A 19,582-nucleotide genomic window follows, 5' to 3' on the forward strand; every position below is an offset into this window, starting at 1 on the left:
AAATATCAAAGGAGTTCAGCATGATTGATGAAAAACTAAAAGAATTTTTCAATAAATTTCCTCATATTAAAGAAAATAAACCTTTACAAAATACTTTAAGTAAAAAAATTAAAAACTTAATAAAAAAAGAAATTCAGCATGGTGCTAGTCAAGTTGAAGCAGAACAAAAAGCACTTTTAAACTTAACAGATCTTGATACCATGCTTTCTCAACTAAAAAGTTTAGAAGAAAATGACTATGTAAAATATAATGATTTTTTCGCCAAAATTTTCGATTCAAAACTAGTCAATGAACTAAAGATAAAATTAAATCAAATTGATGAAATTCATCTTAACTACCGCTTGGGTGATATTTTAGTTTTACCAACTAATTCTTCCCAACTAATCGTACATGACTTTATGTCTCGCGATATTGAAAACCTACACTCAACGGTTGAAAAAGTTGGAAATGTTTTAAAAATTACCCAAGGCCCTCGCAAACTAGTTGGTATTTTTAAAAATAAAACTTTGCTATTTTTACCTAAAGAGTTCACCAGTTTTCTAACTATTCGTAATCAAAGTGGGGATGTCTATATTAATAAAATTTCTAATTATTGTATGGTAGATGTAACTGCGGTTTCAGGAGATTTTCTATTAGCTCACTCTACTCTTAAACGAGTACAAGCAGACTTAAAATCCGGAGACATTGTCATTTCTAATACTTCCGCTAATGTCTTTCATGTTAATGGTCACTCAGGAATACTGAGCAGTAATGATGTGAATGCAAAAGAAGAAATATCTTATCACACAATCAGTGGGAATATGAAATTAGAAAATATTAATACTAAAAACTTTTTTGTGGATACTAAAAGTGGCAAGATCGTTGTAAATAGGCTTACAAGTGAGAATATAGATTTAGTAACCGATACCGGATTAATGCTTCTAAATAATCTTACTGGAAGTGGTAATATTAAATCTGATGTGGGAAAAATTAACTTATCACTGGCTGAAAAGTCTAAATTTAATTTATCAATTCAAAGTAAAGTTGGTAATATATCGGTTAATGTCCCACCGGCAATATTTTTCAAATTCAAAATTAATACCAAAAAAATTGGTCCAACTGATTTTCCTCTTGATGCCATTATTTACGGAAACGATGATTACGATAAAATTGAAGGCTATGTTGGTAAGGAAGATTCAACTAATTTAATTGATATTTCAAGCAAAGTAGGAAAAGTTTCGATTAAAAATCAAAATTAATAACTATCAAAAAAAGAATGTATCGGAATCTGATACATTCTTTTTTTATTGAGATCTAAATCAAAGTACCTACTTTATATCCTAAAAATACTAAAATTAAGCCACCACCATATGATAGCAATGCATATAGGGTGAATACACTGTAATTACGATCTCGCCAATGAGACAGCAATTCAACGTTTAACGTTGAAAATGTTGTATAACCGCCTAATACTCCTGTTCCAATCAAAGCATAGATAAAGGGTGAGAATTTACGAGAAAAAATAAATCCCAATAAAAATGCTCCTGTAAGATTTATTAATAGCGTTGCGTACGGAAATTTCTCAGACCAATGTTTTTTACCATAGTTAGTAATGCCATATCTTAAAATTGCTCCCCAAATAGCTCCGAATCCGGCTGTTAAAACTGTTATCATGCTTTTTCTGCCAACTTTCTACCTGTTCTTTTACCTACTAACATTCCCAAATAAGCAAATAAAAAACCAATAAAGATCGAACTAAAGAAATAAATAGTTGCTTGACTATTCATCCCACTTTCTAATTGCTTAAGAGTATCTAAATTAAAACTTGAAAAAGTAGTAAAGGAACCAACAAATCCTGTACTTAGTCCAGTAACTAGCCAATCTCTTCCTTCTCGGTATTCAACAAAAAAATAAGTAAAAAATGCCAATAAAAAGCAGCCGATAATATTAGCAGTCAAAGTTCCAGTCTGTGACCAGATTAAATTTAAATAGGCTCGCAGTCCGCCTCCAAAAAAAGCAAAAATCCCTACACTTAAATAATTTTTCAATCGTCTATTCATTAAAAACCAGCCTTCTTAATGCATACGCTATTCCGTCTTCATTATTTGTTTTAGTTATAAAATTAGCACGCTTTTTTATCTCAGAAACCGCGTTTCCCATAGCTACTTTATAGAATCCCGGCACATCAAACATAGAAATATCATTAGTTTGATCACCAAAAATCATTACTTCATCTTCTTTTAAATTTAGTTTTTTAGCTAACTCTTTTAAAGCATTTCCTTTAGATGCATGCTTAGAATTAATCTCAATCAAAGTTTCATCTGAAGTTGAGACATTATATCTTTCAAATACTTCCTCTGATAAATTCCCATAAATATTCTTCATTTCAGCTGGAGATCCTGAAAACATTGCCTTAGTAAATTTAATATCTTCCGAAATATCTTTTAGTTCAGAAACCTCTATTGGCATTCTTGTTAACCAACTTTCACGTGATAGATAATAGTTAATAAAATGATCTAATGTAATAAACTTATCTCTTACTTCAATATGAAAATTTGCTTGTAATTTATCAGCAATCTTTTCAAAAAAGATAAAATCATTATAGCTTAACAGTTCTTCAACGATTGCTTTTCCTTGAGAATTTAACACTAAAGCTCCATTAAATGCAACCACATACTGAGTAGAATCCTTTAAGTCCAATTCATTAAGATAGTCCTTAATACCTGGAAATGGTCTACCTGAGCAAGGAACTATTTTTATTCCCATCTTTGATGCCTTTTGAAGTGCTTGCTTGGTTTTAACACTTATTTCTTGTTTATCATTTAATAATGTTCCATCAAGATCTACAGCAATTAATTTTATATTCATTAGTTTTTCTCCTTATGTAATCGGTTACTCTCCTTTCTATTATACAAAAATGCATAAAAAAAGACGACACTACCTCCCTGTTGATACAAGAAAGTAGGCGTCGTCAAATATTAATCGGTTAAATTGGTGAACACCATCACCATATTAAATTTTAAATAAAGCCAAAAATAATTAGTTTGAACCCATTTCTTCTTCAACAACCTTAGCAACTTCTTCACAGTACTTGTCAGCTAATTCTTGTGTTGGAGCTTCAGTCATTACACGAAGCAAACTCTGAGTTCCAGATGGACGAACAAAAATACGTCCTTCATCACTTAATTCTTTTTCAACCTTTTCAATGGCTTCAGTAATGCGTTTATGTTCTTTCCAGTCTTTTTTATTTTCAACAGGAACATTAATTAAACGTTGTGGGTATTCTTTAAAGTCACTCAATAATTCACTGAGGGATTTACCGGTATCCTTCATTACATATAATAAATGTAATCCCGTAAGCATCCCATCACCGGTGTTGTGGTAGTCGCTGATAATAACGTGACCGGATTGTTCTCCACCAAGATTATAACCATTAGCTCTCATTTCTTCTGAAACATAACGGTCACCAACTTGTGTTCTTATATTTTTAAGGCCACGTCTTTCCAAAGCCTTTGTAAAACCAAGGTTACTCATTACAGTTGTAACAATTGTATCTTTCTTTAAGCGACCATGATCAGCAAGATATGAGCCAATAACGTACATAATGTGATCACCGTCAACTTCGTTACCATTTTCATCGACAGCAATACAACGATCAGCATCCCCATCAAATGCTAAACCTAATTGAGCACCTTGTTTTACAACTTCTTCTTGTAATTTCTTAGTATGAGTTGCACCCACATGATCATTAATGTTTAAACCGTCTGGATGAGTTGCAATGGTAGTAAAGTCAACTCCCATATCAGCAAATAATCTTGAAATCAATGCGCTAGCAGCACCATTAGCGCCATCTACAACAACTTTAATTCCACTTAATTCTTCTGGTAAAGTATTTTCAATAAATTGTAAGTACTTAGATGCACCTTCATGATAATTCGTTACAGTTCCTAAACCTTCTGCAGAAGGACGTGGAAGTTTATCTTCAGGTGCATCAATTAATTTTTCAATTTCTTCTTCCTTAGCATCAGATAGCTTCAAGCCATCACTGCCGAAGAATTTAATTCCATTATCTTCAACTGGATTATGTGAAGCTGAAATTTGAACACCAGCATCTGCACCTTGTGCACGTACTAAGTAAGAAAGACCAGGAGTAGTAATTACACCAACTTCTAAAACTTCAATTCCGACGGAAAGCAAACCCGAAATCAATGCATACTCTAACATTTGTCCAGAAATACGTGTATCACGAGAAACTAATACCTTAGCTCTTTCTCCATCCTTTTTATCCTTAGTAAGAACGTATCCTCCATCACGACCTAATTTAAAAGCCATCTCTGGAGTTAAGCCAGCATTAGCAACCCCCCGTACACCATCTGTTCCAAAATATTTAAGCATAATTTTTAACAACCTTTCCTTGTTTTATTCTTTTTTAGCAGTAGCATCAGTTACTTTTATACGAACTGATATTACTGATGGTGATGCCTTAACAACGCCATCTGGCAATTTAAGTGTGATATTTTTTGTAACATCATGATCAATACCGCTTAAATCGACCTTTAAAGGAAGAGACGTTATTTTCTTGAGCGTATTTTCATCACCATATATCTCAATATTTTCTTTCTTTGCAGTTAAAGAATAAACATGAGTCGAAGATTCATTCTTCGAAGTTACATTTATCTTAACCTTCTTTTTAGATAAGTTAATTGGGATAGTAATATATGCCGTTACTGGATCCATAACGACATTAAGCTGATGTCCATCTTTATCAAGTGCTACCAGCATTTCTTCACGTTCAAATGTGCTGTCTATTCCCTTTGGTAAATTTGCCCGAGCTACTACTCGATCAACTTGGTTAACTTCGCTTTTAGCTCCAGTAATATTAACTACTTCTGGATCACTTTTAGCAGTTCCAAGATTATACCCACGAGCTACAGCATTCTTATTATACTCTATTTGTACAGGAAGAGTACGAGATTTTCTCTTTTGAATATTTACGCGTACTTTACTTGGGCTAATATTATAAGTTAATTGACTACTTAAACCATTTACCTTAATTGGTACAGTATGCTCTCCTGTTTTTAAATGACTTAAATCAATGTAGACACGGAAGTTTTGAGTATTAATAGTAGATGTAACTAAAGCATTCGATCCTTCTAAAGTTAAATTTACTTTTTCAGGATATCCCGTTACATAGTACTTATCCGTATTAACTGAAACTTGTAAGGGCGCCTTAATTACCTGGGTTTTAGTTGCAGTTTTTAATGTTTCTTCACGTCGGCCTTGAGTAACATAACCTTGCTGATTAGATGCTACATAAACAGCTAATAAAATAGCCAAAATCAAAGCAATAATTCGATAGAACCAAGGTTTATCAAAAAACTTTTTCATTTTTTATTTGACCCCCAATTCCAAACATGATTTACAATTCTTTGATACCACTTTGGCTTTTCTTCTTCCTCTTTTGGAACTAATTGAGCATTTAAATATTTCAAATATTCTTCTCTAGTTAGATCAAGCATAAACTGGCTATTACGAGTAATAGTTACCCCACCTGTTTCCTCTGAAACAACGATAGTAATTGCATCAGTAACTTCTGAAATACCAACAGCTGCACGGTGACGTGTCCCAAGCTTTTTAGGAATCATACTATTATCAGAAAGAGGTAAATAAGCTGCAGCAACTGCTATTCGATTATTGCGAATAATTACGGCACCATCGTGCAATGGCGTATTAGGTATAAAAATGTTGATTAATAATTCGCCGGTGATATCAGCATCAATTGGAATACCGGTTTCAATATAGTCCTCTAGTCCTGTATTTTGTTGAATCGTGATCAAAGCACCAATTCTTCTTTTTGACATATACTGAATTGCTTTATCTAATTCTCCAATCATCCTTTCAGCAGCTTGCTTTTCAGTCATTGTAGTCCCACCAAAAATTGGTGATCTACCTAAATGCTCTAAGCCACGCCTAATTTCTGGCTGGAAAATAACAATTATTCCAATTACTGACCAAGAAAGAATTTGATCGACAAAATACGTTAACGTATGTAAATGTAACAACCCAGCTACAATTCTAACCAGAATAATTAATGATATCCCTTTAACTAATTGAACTGCTTTAGTCCCTCTTACCAACATAATTAAACGGTAGATAATGTACCATACAATTAAAATATCAATAATATTCATCAGGTTTTGCCAGGTAAATATTTGCTCAATATTAAACTTCATTGCCACCCTCCTAAAAATTCAATTATACCTAAACCCAGCTCTTATCGACCATACATTTTAAATTCGAGAAATAGATCATTATATTCTTGAATTTTCTTTGGACCTAAGTCTTGATAAACTTGTAAATTGTTCATTGCTTGTTTACTTGGATAAAATTGTTTATCGTTTTTTATTTCCTTTGGTAATAATTCTTGAGCTTTTACATTAGGAGTTGCATACCCGATATACTCTGCATTCTGAGCAGCATTTTTAGGATCAAGCATAAAATTAATAAAAGCATAAGCACCTTTTTTATTCTTTACGGTCCTAGGAATGACAAAATTATCAAACCATAAGTTTGAGCCTTCAGGTGGCACTACATAATGTAAGTGTTTATTATCGTTTAGCATTGTACGAGCCTCGCCAGACCACGTTACTCCAACAGCAGCTTCATTTTGAATCATATACATTTTTAATTCATCTGAAATAATTGCTTTTACATTGGGGCCGAGACCGTCCAACTTTGTTTTTGCTAATTTTAGATCTAAGGAATTAGTAGTATTCAAAGACTTTCCCATAGACGCTAAAGAGAGTCCCATAATATCTCTAGCAGAATCGACTAATAAAATATTATGCCGATAATCCTTGGACCAGAGATCATTCCAATGCTTTATTTGCCCGGGTTTTACAAATTTATCATTATATACAATCCCTAACGTTCCCCAAAAATACGGAACAGAGTAGGTATTTTTTGGATCAAAAGAGTGATGTAAAAACTCACTCCCAATATTTTTGTAATTTGGAATTTTCTTAGTGTCAATTTTATCAAGTAAGTTAGCCTTACGCATTTTTGAAATCATGTAGTCTGAAGGGACGCAAATATCGTATGCAGTACCACCTTGTTTTATCTTCGTGTACATGGCTTCATTAGAATCAAATGTTTCATAAATTACATGATATCCAGTTTGTTTTTCAAATTTCTTGATTAGCTTGGGGTCAATATAATCACCCCAATTATAGATAATCAAATTTTTATTATTAGCGCTAACACCATTATTATTTAATTGTTTGGCCCCAGCTTCTAAGCCAAAGCAGACTAATAAAATAGTCACTATTCCAATTAATAGTTTCTTCATTGTGCACGCCCCTTACCAATATGAGTTTTATGATTAGTAATTACATAATAAATAAGTACTAAAATCATTACAAAAATAAACATCACAGTACTCAAGGCATTAATTTCTAGGTTAATTCCTTGGCGCGCACGTGAATAAATTTCTACTGACAATGTTGAAAAACCATTTCCTGTCACAAAAAAAGTAACTGCAAAATCATCTAAGGAATAAGTCAAAGCCATAAAAAAGCCAGCTAAAATTCCTGGTGTAATAGCCGGAATCATTACCTTGCTATAAACTTGCCAAGTGGATGCACCTAAATCTCGAGCAGCATCTACTAAAGAATAATCAAATTCTTTTAAGCGGGGCAAAACCATTAATACAACAATTGGAATTGAAAAAGCAATGTGGCTTAATAAAACAGATCCAAAACCTAAGCCAATCCCTAAAAAAGTAAAGAAGATTAAAAAACTCGCCCCGATAATTACATCTGGTGATACCATCAAAACATTATTTAAGGCTAGCAAAGTTTTTCGTCCTTTTTTATTTTTAGTCTGACTAATTGCAATTGCTCCAAAAGTACCAATTATAGTGGCAATTAAACTAGATAAGAGTGCTAGTAAAATTGTTTCTAGAAAAATGGCTAATAGCCTATTATCATTAAAAAGATCCTGATAATGACTTAAAGTAAACTTTTCAAAATGATCCATATTATGACCACTTGAGAAAGAATAAAATATTAAATAAAAAATGGGTAAATACATCAAAACCAGAACAAAAGCAAAATAGATTCGGGACCATTTTATTTTTTTCATAGTTTGATCTCCTTTTTATGATGATGATCTGATGAGGTAAAGAGCATAACAATCACCATTAACACTATTAATACCACACCAATTGTCGAACCCATTGACCAATTCATAGTCGTCATAAAGTATTCTTCAATCGCAGTACCAAGGGTAATTACTCGATTTCCTCCAATTAACCTAGTTAGCATAAATAAAGAAAGTGAAGGTATGAATACTGCTTGAATTCCTGACTCAACTCCAGATTTTGAAAGTGGCCATAAAACCTTAATAAATGTTTGCCATTTACTTGCGCCTAAATCATAAGCTGCTTGAATTACAGCAGGATTAATATCACAAATTGCATTATAAATTGGCAAAATCATAAATGGAATTTCGATATAAGCTGCAACAAAAATAAAGGCAAAATCAGTAAACAAAATATTTGCAGGTGCTATTCCAAAAAGGCGTAGAAAATTATTCAATAGTCCATGCTTACTAAAAATGCCAATAAATGCGTAAGCTTTCAAAAGCAAGTTAATCCAAGTAGGCAAAATAATCAATAACAGCCAAAATTGTTGGTTTTTCATTTGGCTTAAAATATAGGCAATTGGATAAGAAATTAGCAGCGTAATTAAGGTAATTAAGAATGCATACCAAAATGAATTTAGAGTCATTCTTAAAAAAGTACCATTAACAAAAAATTGCTGAAAATTCTTTAAGGTAAAGCCATCATCCCCTTTAAATGCATTAATTGTAATCAAAATAATCGGGGCGATAACAAATAAGCCAATCCATAGAATATAAGGAATGAGAAAAAACAATTTACTTTTTTTCATATCTTACTCCTCTCCTTCATATGCCTCTAAACGCTTATCAAATTCAGCTTCACTTTCGCCAAAACGCATAACATGAATATCTTCAGGATCAAAATATACTCCTACTTTCTTACCAATTTTAGTTGGATTAGTTGAGTGAATTAACCATTCATTTTCGTCACTATCAATGGCCTTAATTTCAAAATGATCTCCTAAAAAGAGCTGACTTTCAACCACAACTCTTAGTTTTCCATGTTCAATATCAGTGATATCTAAATCTTCCGGTCTTAAAACGACCTCTACCTTTTCACCAGGTTTAATACCTGCATCAGCACATTCAAAACGATGATTTCCAAATTCTACTTCATAATCCTTAATCATTCGTCCACTTAAGATATTAGAATCGCCAATAAAGCGAGCAACAAAGTCATTAACTGGTTCATCATAAATATCAACCGGACTACCACTTTGTTGAATTTTCCCTTCATTTAGAACAAAAATTTCATCACTCATCGCTAGAGCTTCCTCTTGATCATGAGTAACAAAAATAAAAGTAATCCCCAGCTTTTTTTGAATTTCACGTAATTCAAATTGCATATCTTTTCTTAAACGTTTATCTAAGGCAGATAAAGATTCATCTAAAAGTAGTACCTTTGGCTGATTAACAATTGCTCTAGCAATTGCAACTCGCTGCTGCTGTCCACCACTTAATTCAGAAATTTCTCGATTCGCAAAACCATCTAATTGAACCATGTGTAAAGCTTCTTTAACAGCTAATTTTATTTCTTGCTTATTCTTTTTCTTAATTTGTAAACCAAATGCTACATTTTCAAAAACATTCATATGAGGAAACAAAGCATAATTTTGAAAAACAGTATTAATTTTCCTTTTAGCAGCATCTAAATTAGTAATATCTTTCCCATCAAAAAAAACTTGTCCACTCGTTGGTTCGCTAAATCCAGCAATTATTCTTAAAATAGTAGTTTTCCCAGAACCCGATGGTCCTAATAAAGAATAAAATTTTCCCGATCCAATCGTTAAATTAATGTCCTTTAGTGCTACAAAACCATCATCATATTCCTTACGAACATGCTTTAATTTAATAATATCGCTCATTTTTTTCTCACCATCTACCTCATAAAAAAAGCTGCAAGCCGTTACTTGTAGCTTTGTACTAGTATCTAATCTTTTTCTTTTCCAATAATTCTTACTTCAGTTTGTAAATCAATACCAAAGTCTTTTTTTATTGTTTTTTGAATTAAATGAATTAAATCTAAATAATCAGTAGCTGTAGCACCGCCAACATTAACAATAAAGCCTGCATGCTTCATTGAATCTTCTGCTCCACCAATTCTTTTACCTTGCAGACCTGCTTTAATAATCATTGGTCCTACGAAATGTCCTGCTGGACGTTTAAAAACACTTCCACAAGAAGGATATTCTAGTGGTTGTTTTGCTCTGCGTAAACCATTAAAATATTCCATCTTTGCTTTGATAGCCCATTTATCTCCGGGCTCAAGACCAAAAGTAGCACTCACAACAATATCTCCAGTTTCTTGAACCAAGGAGTGGCGATAGCCAAATTCCATTTCATCATGTGTGTAAGTCTTAAATTCACCAGCACGAGTTAAGACACGAACAGACTTAATAACAAATTCCGTTTCACCGCCATAGGCGCCCGCATTCATAAAGACGGCTCCTCCTACACTACCAGGAATACCAGCCGCAAATTCTAGTCCACTTAGACCAGCTTCACATGCTGCTTCAGATGTATCAATAATTCTTGCCCCAGCATCCGCTGTAACAGTCGCCTCATCTTTATTTGCAACAATTGTGTCCATTTTTGTCAAAATCAAAACTAAACCAGAAATACCACCATCTCTAATGATCAAGTTAGAAGCATTTCCAATAACAGTTAAAGGAATATTATTTTCTTTAATCGTATCTACTAATAGTTCGAGCTCATTTAAATTTTTAGGAAAAGCAAGATACTGCGCAGGTCCTCCCGTCTTAGTAAAAGTAAAACGGCTCAATGGAATATTTTCTTGAATGTCAATCCCCTGTTTTTTTAAATCCATCAGTTGCATTTTTATCTCTCTTTTCCTTAAATAATCATCTCTTTAATCATACCGCATTAAATGGATAGTTTTCTACCTTAAGTGTTATACTAAAAAGAAAAATAATGTTTTATTTAGAGGATAAAAATGAACTTTACTGCAATGGATTTTGAAACGGCAAACAGTCATCCGGAAAGTGCCTGTTCTCTTGCTTTAGTTATGGTTAGAAATAATGAAATTGTGGATCGTTTTTATACAGTTATCAATCCACAAATGCCTTTTGATGGAAGAAATATAAGAATTCATGGCATTACAGCTGAAGACATAAAAAATGCTCCAACAATGGCTGAAGTCTGGCCAAAAATAAAAAAATTATATCAACCAGGAATGTTAGTAGCTGCCCATAACGCTCGCTTTGATTGCCGCGTAATGGAGAAATCGCTGGCTCGCTATAATATTCCGGCACCCCATTACTTTGCAATTGATACTTTAGCAACTAGTAAAGCGTTTGAACCCTATCTTCCTAATCATAAACTAGATACAGTCTCAGAAGCTTTAAATATCAATTTATGGCACCACCATAATGCTTTAAGCGATAGCGAAGCTTGTGCAGGTATTTTAATTGAGGAAAATAAACGTGTTGGAGATGATCCAATCAAAAAAATGGTTAAGCCTATCTAAGCTTAACCATTTTTTATTATTCAAAATATTTTTTTATTTCTGACAACCAAAGCTTGTTTCTTTCTCCGACAGCTTTAAATTCAACTATTCGCTTGGTAGAATCCCATGAATCATCTACACGCTTAATCGATAATTCAAGATAATCATTAGGTAGGTCTTCAATAATAAATTGCGGCCATTCGATTACGACCAACCCATCTTCAGCTAGATATCCAGGCATATCAATACTTGATAAGTCTCCATCTTCTAGACGGTACATATCCATGTGGAAAAGTGGTCTCTTACCTTCCCGATATTCTCTAACAATTGTAAAAGTGGGACTTTTAACAGGACGTTTAATTCCTAAAGCTCTTGCAATCCCTTTAGTTAATGTAGTTTTTCCGGCACCCAAATCACCAGATAAGAGCAATAAATCATGACCCTTACTACTTTTACCAATTGCGTTGCCTAACTTTTGCATCTGTTCATCAGAATTTATTTCTAATGAGTTCATTTTATTTCTCCATATTAGCTTGAGCAGCAGTTAAAATAGCTAATAAATACACATCTTCCGTCTTGCATCCACGTGACAAATCGTTAATTGGAGCAGCAAGACCTTGCAATACAGGACCAATTGCGCTGAATCCACCTAAACGTTCTGCCACTTTATAAGAAATATTACCAGATTGTAGTTCTGGGAAAATAAACACATTTGCATGTCCGGCAACTGCAGAACCTGGGGCTTTTGCTTCTCCAACCCGAGGAACAATTGCAGCATCAAATTGTAATTCTCCATCACAAATTAAGTCTGGATATTTTTGGTGTACTAACTCAGCCGCTTCTTGCACCTTAGTTACCATTGGGCCCTTTGCTGATCCCTTAGTTGAAAAGCTAAGCATTGCAATTTTAGGCTCAAGACCAATCATTTCAGCGGTTTTACTTGATTGATAAGCAATTTCAGCTAGAGTTTCACTATTTGGATCAATATTAATAGCACAATCAGCAAAAATATACTTTTCATCTCCTCGTTCCATGATCATAGCTCCTGAAACACGGCTCATACCTTTTTTAGTCTTAATAATTTGAAGAGCTGGACGCACAGTATTAGCAGTAGAATGAGTAGCTCCTGAAACCATCCCGTCGGCTTTTCCTTCATATACTAACATAGTGCCAAAGTAAGAAACATCTTGTAAAATTTCCTTTGCTTCGGCTAAAGTATTCTTTCCCTTTCTTAGCTCAACAAAGTCTTGACACATTTTTTCAAAATCTGGATAAACTGCTGGATTAATAATTTCAATTGAGCCTAGATCAACATTCAAACTTTGGGCAGTCTTTATTACCTCATCAGGCTTTCCCAGCAAAAGTGGTTTAACAATACCTTCTTTTTCGAGGCGAACAGCAGCTTTTATTATTCTGTCATCGTTTCCTTCTGGAAAAACAATTACTTTCTTTGATTCTTCTGCCTTTTTCTTAAGTGAGTCAAATACTTTCATAACAAATTAAGCCTTTCTTTTTTTATTTATAGATAATATTTTACAATTTCAAAGCTTTTTCTCAAAACAAAAACTATGCCATATCTGCTGGGTTTACTTCTTGTGGTAATTGCCAATCAATTGGACTTTCACCAAATTTAATCAAAGCATCATTACATCTAGAAAACGGACGTGAACCGAAAAAGCCACGATCTGCTGAAAAAGGACTAGGGTGAGGAGATTTGATAATTACATTCTTTCCCTCATCAATTAGAGGAATTTTATTTTGTGCAAATTTTCCCCACAAAATGAAGACAACTTTTCCTCGGTCACTTAGCGCCTTAATAGTTGTGTCCGTAATTAGTTCCCATCCTTTACCTTGGTGCCCATTAGCATTTCCATATGGTACAGTCAAAACTGCATTTAAGAGTAATACCCCTTGATCTGCCCATTTTTTGAGGTAGCCATGATTTACTGGGACTGCACCCACATCATCATATAGTTCTTTATAAATATTTTTTAAAGATGGAGGCAATGGAACTCCTGGATTAACACTAAAGCTCATCCCAGTAGCTTGACCTGGATTATGATATGGATCTTGTCCTAAAATTACAACTTTCGTATCTGCAAAACTTGTTAATTTAAAAGCAGTAAAAATATGATACATATCGGGAAATATCTGTTTCGTTTGATATTCTTTCTTTAAAAAATTACGTAATTCTTGATACTTTTCACTTTCAAAAGCTGGTGCTAAAACTTCATCCCAATCATTTCCAATTAATTTTTTCATACTTATTCTATCCTCTTGTCTCTCTAAGAAATCCAAGTTCATGATATCATATAGATAAAAGATTGGAGGACTTAAAATGATTAAACTTATTGCAAGTGACATGGACGGCACGTTGTTAAATAAACAAATGCAAATTTCATCTGAAAACATTGCTGCTATAAAAGAAGCACAAGCAAAAGGCGTTGAATTTTTAGTTGCAACAGGTCGGGCGCCTTCCGAATCTCAGGGCATACTTGCTAAAGCCAGACTTCATACCGGATTCATTAATTTGAATGGCGCCATGGTCTTTAATACTGCTGGCAAACTAATTGTAAATGAACCAATTCCTAAAGACCAAAGCATTAAGATCAATAAATTACTCAAAGATTCTGGTTTTTACTCTGAAATAGTTGCTGCAGATAATGTTTATTCAGATTCTCGTTTGCGCAGAATTGCTAACTTTTCTGATCTATTAGTTGATCTCAACAAAAAATTAACTTTTAAAAAGGCAGTTTCTTTTGCTGCTAGCTCAGATGAAATCATGAGAATTAAATATGTTTCTGACTTTAAAGATTTGCTTGAAAAACCAGACTTTGAAGCCATGAAATTTGTTGCTTTTCATCCTGATGGCCCTAAAGTATTTAAACATATTCGTGAAGAAATCGGAAAAATGGGTGATTTAATTGTCACTGCGAGTTCTTCTACTAATATCGAAATTAACAATATTAAAGCTCAAAAAGGGATTGCTTTAATGGATTATGCTCGCTTGCAAGGCTACCAACCAAATGAAGTAATGGCCATTGGCGACAATCTTAATGATGAATCAATGATTCGCATGGCTGGCGTAGGTGTAGCAATGGAAAATGCTGCACCTGAAATCAAGAAAATTGCTAGCTTTATTACTAAAAGTAACAATAATAATGGAGTTGCATACGCAATTCGTCATTTTTGTAAATAAACATAATTTTCCTAAAGGCAGATGAAATTATGCTTTATACTGTCCAACTTACACATGGTCAAACTTGTGGTCAAATTCCAGTAAAAAATGATCAGGGTGAAATAGTTTATATCTTAAAAGGTAATCTTAATGAATTTAACCAGCCAATCATTTTAACTGATATTAACCATAATGAAATTGGTCGACTTTATTTAGACTCTAACCATCTTTTAGCAAGTTATAGTGTTGATGTGGTTAATCATTCTCTAATCAAAGTAAAAAAACTTAATAGTCGTTTTACTAATTTATTCTATATTACTCGGTTAAATTATTGGATCAAAGGAAGTTTAAAACAAGGAAGATACGGATTTTACTCAGGTATTAAAAAAGTGGCTAGCGTTTCTTCACTAGTCACTGACATGGGGCTTACCTGGAGCTGTGATATCTCACGCCCTGAAGACGTCCCCTTTATTATTTTAATTAGTTTGCTTTTTACACAGTGGCATACTAAACCACTATTTTTGCCAACTTTTAATTTTCAAAATCAAATTAATGCACTTTCTTAATCACAGTTTAAATAATAATGTGAGAAATTAAACACTTGATATTGATGAGAACAAACGTGCTTTTGAAAATCAATTAATTCAATAATGATTGCTAAATCTTCCAATAAATAACTATAACTTTTATTGCAGCTATGACTAATCCAAAAACAAATTCGATCATATAGGATATTAGTCAATTGTTTAAGGATGAGCTCTGAAAAACTTCCTCGCTTGTAAACATATGAGCGAATATATTGAAAAAAATGTTCCCTCATCTTTTCACACATACAGTTTTCTTCACTGAAGTTATATGCATTATAGAAATATTGTTTATGTTTTTGAATATAGCTACATAAACTATTAAGAATTTGTCTTAAGTTATTTTTTTCATTTTTACGTAACTCTGTTTTTAGCTCCAACAAAATACAAGCTTCAATACAGTTATTTATTTTTCCATATCGTAAATAGAAAGTTCTTCTACTAATTCCGGCTTCAATACAAAGTTTAGAAATATTTATTTTCTTTAAGTCTGGTTGAGATAACATATCATGTAAAGCCATTTGAACTCGTTGTAATTCATCCAGCATTTCATTCTAATTTCCTTTCTAATTAAACTATGATCACTCTCCAATCTTACATAGCTTTACTATTTTAACAGGTTTTTAAGTTGTGTGCAATATTAATAATGTAATTAATGTTATTTTTAAATATTTCTTTAAATTTAATAACAAAAAGAGAATCAATCTTTCTTTAATGATTGATTCTCTTTTATTTTAATTAACTTTTTTAACCATATGGTTATACATCCGATCTCCGATTGTCATGGTAGAAGTAGTTTTAAAGCCCACATAATCGTACAAACGAGCAGCTCTAGGATTATCTTGATCAACATTCAAACTTATCTTTTTATATCCATTTTGTCGTGCTATCTCAGGGGCGATTTTAATTAATTTCTGTCCAATTCCTTTTCCCCAGTGTTTTGGAGAAACAGCAATAGCATCTAAATACCATTCATGCGGGAGTGCCTCTTTATCTGAAAAAATAACTGCATCCAGAGGCAAGCCAACTTTCGGATAAGAACTTTTTAATGAAATATCGATTAAACCTTGATCGTCATAGCCATACATTACTATGAGACCAATTGGTCGATCTAAATCATCTGTTTCTACCCACATTCGATTATGTGAGTAACGATAATGAGGAGAATAAAAGCCATGCTTCATTAAATCATAAAACTGACTCTCTGGAAGAGCTTTAATAGTATCCATATCCATCTCGTCAAAGATTTGTTTTAAAATTGGATAAACTAAAGGAAAATCAGTTAATTTTGCCTTTCTAATCATTTAATTCACCTACTAAATCCCATACTTACGATGAATTTCACGGTCTTGATCACGCTTTTTAATAGTTTGACGTTTATCATATTGCTTCTTACCTTGTCCCACACCAATTAAAACTTTAGCAAATCCATGTTTTAAGTAGACTTTTAAAGGAATAATAGCCATTCCTTGTTGAGCTTGAATTCCAGCTAAGCGAACAATTTCCTTTTTATGAAGCAACAAGCGCCGTGATCGTAGAGGATCATGATTATAGCGATTACCTTCTTTATATTCACTAATATGAACATTTTCTAAAAAAGCAGATCCATTAATAATTTGAACATATCCATCCCGTAAATTAATTCTACGTGCACGAATTGATTTAATCTCCGTTCCAGTTAACGCAATTCCGGCTTCAAGAGTTTCTTTAATAAAATAATCATGACTTGCTTTTTTATTTTGAGCAATCAAATTATCTGCTTTTTGTTTCATCGTTTTCTTCCTAATTATTTTTTATTAGACTTAACAGCTGTTGTTTTACGATGACGAATCTTGAAATTATGACCATTGTTTACATGAGAAGTATTGCTATTTCTCTTGTTTACATTATTTTTACGTCCTTTATCAAAGCTACGTTTTCTATGACTATTACTTCTTTGAGGACGCTTTGGTGCATTCGGATCATAAATTTCAAAGTCTAATTGATGTTGCTCCACGTCAGCTCTAATCAACTTAACTTTTATTGGCATCCCAATCTTAAACTGCTTATGTGAATTACGTCCAGTTAAAGTTAATGATTTTTCATCAAAATTATAGTAGTCATCATTTAAATTAGAAATATGAATTAAACCTTCAACAGTATTTGGTAATTGAATAAACATTCCAAAACTTGTTACTGAAGAAACTATTGCATCAAATGTTTGACCAACTTTATCAGCCATAAACTCAGTCATCTTGAGATCGTTTACACTTCGCTCAGTATCAATTGATTTTCTTTCTTGTGTTGAAGTTTGTTCAGCAACATCTGGAAGTTGAGCATTAAAGTGTTTTTGAATATCTTGATCCATATTTTCATTTGCATATTCATGAATCATACGGTGGACCATTAAATCAGAATAGCGACGAATTGGTGAAGTAAAGTGAGTATAGTACTCAGCTGCTAAACCAAAGTGACCCAGTGGTTCAGGAGAATAATGTGCTTGCTTTAAGCTACGAAGCATCATCATTTGAACAACAGCTTCTTCAGGTGTGCCCTCAGTTTTAGCTACAATCTTTTGCAAATCTTTTGACTTTACATCACTTGGATCAGCCTTTACGTTTAGTCCAAATGCACTTACAAACTCAAAGAATGATTGCATTTTTTCTTGATCTGGAGTTTCATGTACACGATAAAGGAAAGGTGTATGTTTCTTATAGTAATCTTCGGCAACAGTTTCATTTGCCATCAACATAAAGGATTCAATCATCTTTTCAGCAGTTCCACGTTCATGAAGAACAATATCTGTTGGCTTACCCTTATCATCAACTACAATTTTTGCTTCTGGTTCTTCAAAATCAATAGCCCCACGTTGGTGACGTTTTTTATACAAAGTATTATGTAAATCAGCCATTTCATGAAGCATTGGGGCTGCATCTGCATACTTTTGCTCTAGCTTTTCATGATTATTTGGATCAAGAACTTTATTAACATTATTGTAGGTTAAACGTCCATGTGACTTCATAACTGATGGATAAATTCTATATCCAACACGTTTACCTTCTGGAGTGATTTCCATATCACATGATAGAACTAAACGTTCTACACCTTCATTAAGAGAACAAATACCATTTGATAATCTAAATGGAAGCATTGGGATAACACGATCAACTAAATATGTACTGTTACCACGAGCAAAAGCTTCTTTATCTAGCGGTGTGCCTTCTTTTACATAATGAGATACATCAGCTATATGTACTCCTAAGTGATAGTTACCATTAGGGAGTTTCCAAACTACGACTGCATCATCAAAGTCTTTAGAATCGTCACCGTCAATTGTTACAGCTGGTTGATCGGTAATATCAACCCGTTTACTTTTTTCTTCTTCAGTTACATGATCAGGAATGTTATTTGCTTGATCCATTGCTTCTTCAGGCCAATCAGTCCGAATATCATTATCAACAACAATTGACATGATATCAACACCAGGATCATTCTTATTACCGATTGTGAGAAGTGCTACACCCTGCATTTCATCTGGTTGATCTTCATCAGGATATTTAGTAATAGAAATTTTCACCATATCACCCATTTGTGGCTTAACACCATTATCAGTGATATTAATTTTATATTTCTTTAATTTTCTATTTTCACTAACAACATAACCGTAAAATCCACTTGATTTCACTACTTCATCAGAGTATGGATGAAATTCTCCAACTAAAGTTTCTACACCACGTTCAGTAATTTCTTCGATTTTACCTTCTGGACCTTTGCCATTCCATGGATTAGCACCAGCAATAATTTTTACTTTAACGCGGTCCCGATCAATAGCAAATTTAGTATTATGTTTATCAATAAAGGCATCTTCCATGCTTTCATCATCAAATCTGACAAAACCAAAGCCTTTATCATTTGCCTTAAAGGTACCTTCAGCAACGGTGTTTAATTGATTCAACTGGTACTTTCCCTGACCATCAGTTACAATCTTTTTACTATGCTCTAAAAAAGTTAAAGCTTTAACCAAATCAGGAAAATTCAATCTTTGGCTACGACTAAGATCATTTTCAAGTTGATCCACATCATATTGTTCTTGAGGATTATGTCTAAATGTTTCATAAACATCAGCTAAAACTCGTTCATTCTGTGTCATTATATAAATTGCCTCAATTTCTTTATAAAATAAGTTAAGTTAAAAGAAATTAAAAAAGCCCTCCT

At 33.1% G+C, this 19,582-nt stretch carries 22 protein-coding genes and 1 riboswitch; of the genes, 4 read left to right on the forward strand and 18 right to left on the reverse strand.

The window, feature by feature from the left end; genetic code table 11:
* The first annotated feature begins 20 nt into the window (after positions 1-20).
* Complete coding sequence (locus CP370_RS00715; RefSeq protein WP_087712833.1) at positions 21-1,238, forward strand: DUF4097 family beta strand repeat-containing protein; 1,218 nt, start codon at positions 21-23, stop codon at positions 1,236-1,238.
* Between the two features lie 55 nt (positions 1,239-1,293).
* Here the strand turns inward: CP370_RS00715 and crcB are convergent, their stop codons facing one another.
* From crcB to murB, 11 genes are all read right to left on the reverse strand, one after another.
* Positions 1,294-1,653, reverse strand: a complete 360-nt coding sequence (crcB, locus tag CP370_RS00720; protein ID WP_011161795.1) for a fluoride efflux transporter CrcB — start codon at positions 1,651-1,653, stop codon at positions 1,294-1,296.
* On the reverse strand, positions 1,650-2,039 hold the full coding sequence (locus tag CP370_RS00725) for a CrcB family protein (protein WP_004897682.1): 390 nt from the start codon (positions 2,037-2,039) through the stop codon (positions 1,650-1,652). Before CP370_RS00725 ends, crcB begins: the two co-directional genes overlap by 4 nt.
* Positions 2,032-2,847, reverse strand: a complete 816-nt coding sequence (locus tag CP370_RS00730; RefSeq protein ID WP_004894009.1) for a Cof-type HAD-IIB family hydrolase — start codon at positions 2,845-2,847, stop codon at positions 2,032-2,034. Before CP370_RS00730 ends, CP370_RS00725 begins: the two co-directional genes overlap by 8 nt.
* 87 nt (positions 2,848-2,934) lie before the next feature.
* Positions 2,935-2,997, reverse strand: a riboswitch (Fluoride riboswitch).
* A gap of 21 nt (positions 2,998-3,018) precedes the next feature.
* A complete protein-coding gene (gene glmM / locus CP370_RS00735; RefSeq protein WP_012846420.1) occupies positions 3,019-4,374 on the reverse strand; it encodes a phosphoglucosamine mutase in 1,356 nt (451 codons plus the stop codon).
* Positions 4,375-4,398: 24 nt separating this feature from the next.
* Positions 4,399-5,367: a YbbR-like domain-containing protein gene (locus CP370_RS00740; RefSeq protein WP_012846421.1), complete on the reverse strand. Its 969-nt coding sequence runs from the start codon at positions 5,365-5,367 to the stop codon at positions 4,399-4,401.
* Positions 5,364-6,212, reverse strand: a complete 849-nt coding sequence (gene cdaA / locus CP370_RS00745) for a diadenylate cyclase CdaA (RefSeq protein ID WP_012846422.1) — start codon at positions 6,210-6,212, stop codon at positions 5,364-5,366. Before cdaA ends, CP370_RS00740 begins: the two co-directional genes overlap by 4 nt.
* Before the next feature lie 41 nt (positions 6,213-6,253).
* Positions 6,254-7,327, reverse strand: coding sequence for a PotD/PotF family extracellular solute-binding protein (locus CP370_RS00750; protein WP_087712832.1), 1,074 nt, complete (start codon positions 7,325-7,327; stop codon positions 6,254-6,256).
* On the reverse strand, positions 7,324-8,121 hold the full coding sequence (locus CP370_RS00755) for an ABC transporter permease (RefSeq protein WP_004893996.1): 798 nt from the start codon (positions 8,119-8,121) through the stop codon (positions 7,324-7,326). The genes CP370_RS00750 and CP370_RS00755 overlap by 4 nt, the downstream gene beginning before the upstream one ends.
* On the reverse strand, positions 8,118-8,930 hold the full coding sequence (locus CP370_RS00760; RefSeq protein WP_012846424.1) for an ABC transporter permease: 813 nt from the start codon (positions 8,928-8,930) through the stop codon (positions 8,118-8,120). Before CP370_RS00760 ends, CP370_RS00755 begins: the two co-directional genes overlap by 4 nt.
* Positions 8,931-8,933: 3 nt before the next feature.
* Positions 8,934-10,025: an ABC transporter ATP-binding protein gene (locus tag CP370_RS00765; RefSeq protein WP_012846425.1), complete on the reverse strand. Its 1,092-nt coding sequence runs from the start codon at positions 10,023-10,025 to the stop codon at positions 8,934-8,936.
* Between the two features lie 65 nt (positions 10,026-10,090).
* Positions 10,091-10,996 carry a UDP-N-acetylmuramate dehydrogenase gene (murB, locus tag CP370_RS00770; protein WP_087284003.1) on the reverse strand — a complete coding sequence of 302 codons (906 nt, stop codon included), beginning with the start codon at positions 10,994-10,996 and terminating at the stop codon, positions 10,091-10,093.
* Positions 10,997-11,113: 117 nt separating this feature from the next.
* On the opposite strand from murB, the gene CP370_RS00775 reads away from it, so the two are divergent.
* Positions 11,114-11,647 (forward strand): 3'-5' exonuclease, encoded by a 534-nt coding sequence (locus tag CP370_RS00775; protein ID WP_004893984.1) that lies wholly within the window; start codon positions 11,114-11,116, stop codon positions 11,645-11,647.
* Between the two features lie 16 nt (positions 11,648-11,663).
* Here CP370_RS00775 and tsaE read toward each other — a convergent pair whose 3' ends face one another.
* From tsaE to CP370_RS00790, 3 genes are all read right to left on the reverse strand, one after another.
* Positions 11,664-12,140: a tRNA (adenosine(37)-N6)-threonylcarbamoyltransferase complex ATPase subunit type 1 TsaE gene (gene tsaE, locus CP370_RS00780; RefSeq protein ID WP_004893981.1), complete on the reverse strand. Its 477-nt coding sequence runs from the start codon at positions 12,138-12,140 to the stop codon at positions 11,664-11,666.
* A gap of 1 nt (position 12,141) precedes the next feature.
* Positions 12,142-13,119 (reverse strand): phosphate acetyltransferase, encoded by a 978-nt coding sequence (gene pta / locus CP370_RS00785; RefSeq protein WP_087283998.1) that lies wholly within the window; start codon positions 13,117-13,119, stop codon positions 12,142-12,144.
* 73 nt (positions 13,120-13,192) lie between these two features.
* A complete protein-coding gene (locus tag CP370_RS00790) occupies positions 13,193-13,888 on the reverse strand; it encodes a uracil-DNA glycosylase (protein ID WP_087712831.1) in 696 nt (231 codons plus the stop codon).
* 76 nt (positions 13,889-13,964) lie between these two features.
* Here CP370_RS00790 and CP370_RS00795 point away from each other — a divergent pair, with 76 nt between their 5' ends.
* Complete coding sequence (locus tag CP370_RS00795; protein ID WP_087712830.1) at positions 13,965-14,825, forward strand: Cof-type HAD-IIB family hydrolase; 861 nt, start codon at positions 13,965-13,967, stop codon at positions 14,823-14,825.
* Between the two features lie 29 nt (positions 14,826-14,854).
* Entirely contained in the window at positions 14,855-15,370 is a 516-nt protein-coding gene (locus CP370_RS00800; RefSeq protein WP_087712829.1) for a hypothetical protein, read from the forward strand.
* On the opposite strand, the gene CP370_RS00805 is transcribed toward CP370_RS00800, so the two are convergent.
* From CP370_RS00805 to rnr, 4 genes are all read right to left on the reverse strand, one after another.
* Positions 15,367-15,936 carry a TetR/AcrR family transcriptional regulator C-terminal domain-containing protein gene (locus CP370_RS00805; RefSeq protein ID WP_087712828.1) on the reverse strand — a complete coding sequence of 190 codons (570 nt, stop codon included), beginning with the start codon at positions 15,934-15,936 and terminating at the stop codon, positions 15,367-15,369. The two genes, CP370_RS00800 and CP370_RS00805, sit on opposite strands and share 4 nt — an antisense overlap.
* A gap of 186 nt (positions 15,937-16,122) precedes the next feature.
* A complete protein-coding gene (locus CP370_RS00810; protein ID WP_012846431.1) occupies positions 16,123-16,692 on the reverse strand; it encodes a GNAT family N-acetyltransferase in 570 nt (189 codons plus the stop codon).
* Between the two features lie 12 nt (positions 16,693-16,704).
* Positions 16,705-17,160, reverse strand: a complete 456-nt coding sequence (gene smpB, locus CP370_RS00815; RefSeq protein WP_012846432.1) for an SsrA-binding protein SmpB — start codon at positions 17,158-17,160, stop codon at positions 16,705-16,707.
* Positions 17,161-17,174: 14 nt separating this feature from the next.
* On the reverse strand, positions 17,175-19,517 hold the full coding sequence (gene rnr, locus CP370_RS00820) for a ribonuclease R (protein ID WP_087712827.1): 2,343 nt from the start codon (positions 19,515-19,517) through the stop codon (positions 17,175-17,177).
* Positions 19,518-19,582 lie beyond the last annotated feature (65 nt).

It is taken from the genome of Lactobacillus sp. UMNPBX19, assembly GCF_002553805.1.
Taxonomy (GTDB): Bacteria; Bacillota; Bacilli; order Lactobacillales; family Lactobacillaceae; genus Lactobacillus.

What these genes read in the sequence shown, in the direction of transcription:
- CP370_RS00715 (WP_087712833.1), top strand. Translation starts at nt 21, where the DNA reads ATGATTGATGAAAAACTAAAAGAATTTTTCAATAAATTTCCTCATATT.
- crcB (WP_011161795.1), bottom strand. Translation starts at nt 1,653, where the DNA reads ATGATAACAGTTTTAACAGCCGGATTCGGAGCTATTTGGGGAGCAATT.
- CP370_RS00725 (WP_004897682.1), bottom strand. Translation starts at nt 2,039, where the DNA reads ATGAATAGACGATTGAAAAATTATTTAAGTGTAGGGATTTTTGCTTTT.
- CP370_RS00730 (WP_004894009.1), bottom strand. Translation starts at nt 2,847, where the DNA reads ATGAATATAAAATTAATTGCTGTAGATCTTGATGGAACATTATTAAAT.
- glmM (WP_012846420.1), bottom strand. Translation starts at nt 4,374, where the DNA reads ATGCTTAAATATTTTGGAACAGATGGTGTACGGGGGGTTGCTAATGCT.
- CP370_RS00740 (WP_012846421.1), bottom strand. Translation starts at nt 5,367, where the DNA reads ATGAAAAAGTTTTTTGATAAACCTTGGTTCTATCGAATTATTGCTTTG.
- cdaA (WP_012846422.1), bottom strand. Translation starts at nt 6,212, where the DNA reads ATGAAGTTTAATATTGAGCAAATATTTACCTGGCAAAACCTGATGAAT.
- CP370_RS00750 (WP_087712832.1), bottom strand. Translation starts at nt 7,327, where the DNA reads ATGAAGAAACTATTAATTGGAATAGTGACTATTTTATTAGTCTGCTTT.
- CP370_RS00755 (WP_004893996.1), bottom strand. Translation starts at nt 8,121, where the DNA reads ATGAAAAAAATAAAATGGTCCCGAATCTATTTTGCTTTTGTTCTGGTT.
- CP370_RS00760 (WP_012846424.1), bottom strand. Translation starts at nt 8,930, where the DNA reads ATGAAAAAAAGTAAATTGTTTTTTCTCATTCCTTATATTCTATGGATT.
- CP370_RS00765 (WP_012846425.1), bottom strand. Translation starts at nt 10,025, where the DNA reads ATGAGCGATATTATTAAATTAAAGCATGTTCGTAAGGAATATGATGAT.
- murB (WP_087284003.1), bottom strand. Translation starts at nt 10,996, where the DNA reads ATGCAACTGATGGATTTAAAAAAACAGGGGATTGACATTCAAGAAAAT.
- CP370_RS00775 (WP_004893984.1), top strand. Translation starts at nt 11,114, where the DNA reads ATGAACTTTACTGCAATGGATTTTGAAACGGCAAACAGTCATCCGGAA.
- tsaE (WP_004893981.1), bottom strand. Translation starts at nt 12,140, where the DNA reads ATGAACTCATTAGAAATAAATTCTGATGAACAGATGCAAAAGTTAGGC.
- pta (WP_087283998.1), bottom strand. Translation starts at nt 13,119, where the DNA reads ATGAAAGTATTTGACTCACTTAAGAAAAAGGCAGAAGAATCAAAGAAA.
- CP370_RS00790 (WP_087712831.1), bottom strand. Translation starts at nt 13,888, where the DNA reads ATGAAAAAATTAATTGGAAATGATTGGGATGAAGTTTTAGCACCAGCT.
- CP370_RS00795 (WP_087712830.1), top strand. Translation starts at nt 13,965, where the DNA reads ATGATTAAACTTATTGCAAGTGACATGGACGGCACGTTGTTAAATAAA.
- CP370_RS00800 (WP_087712829.1), top strand. Translation starts at nt 14,855, where the DNA reads ATGCTTTATACTGTCCAACTTACACATGGTCAAACTTGTGGTCAAATT.
- CP370_RS00805 (WP_087712828.1), bottom strand. Translation starts at nt 15,936, where the DNA reads ATGCTGGATGAATTACAACGAGTTCAAATGGCTTTACATGATATGTTA.
- CP370_RS00810 (WP_012846431.1), bottom strand. Translation starts at nt 16,692, where the DNA reads ATGATTAGAAAGGCAAAATTAACTGATTTTCCTTTAGTTTATCCAATT.
- smpB (WP_012846432.1), bottom strand. Translation starts at nt 17,160, where the DNA reads ATGAAACAAAAAGCAGATAATTTGATTGCTCAAAATAAAAAAGCAAGT.
- rnr (WP_087712827.1), bottom strand. Translation starts at nt 19,517, where the DNA reads ATGACACAGAATGAACGAGTTTTAGCTGATGTTTATGAAACATTTAGA.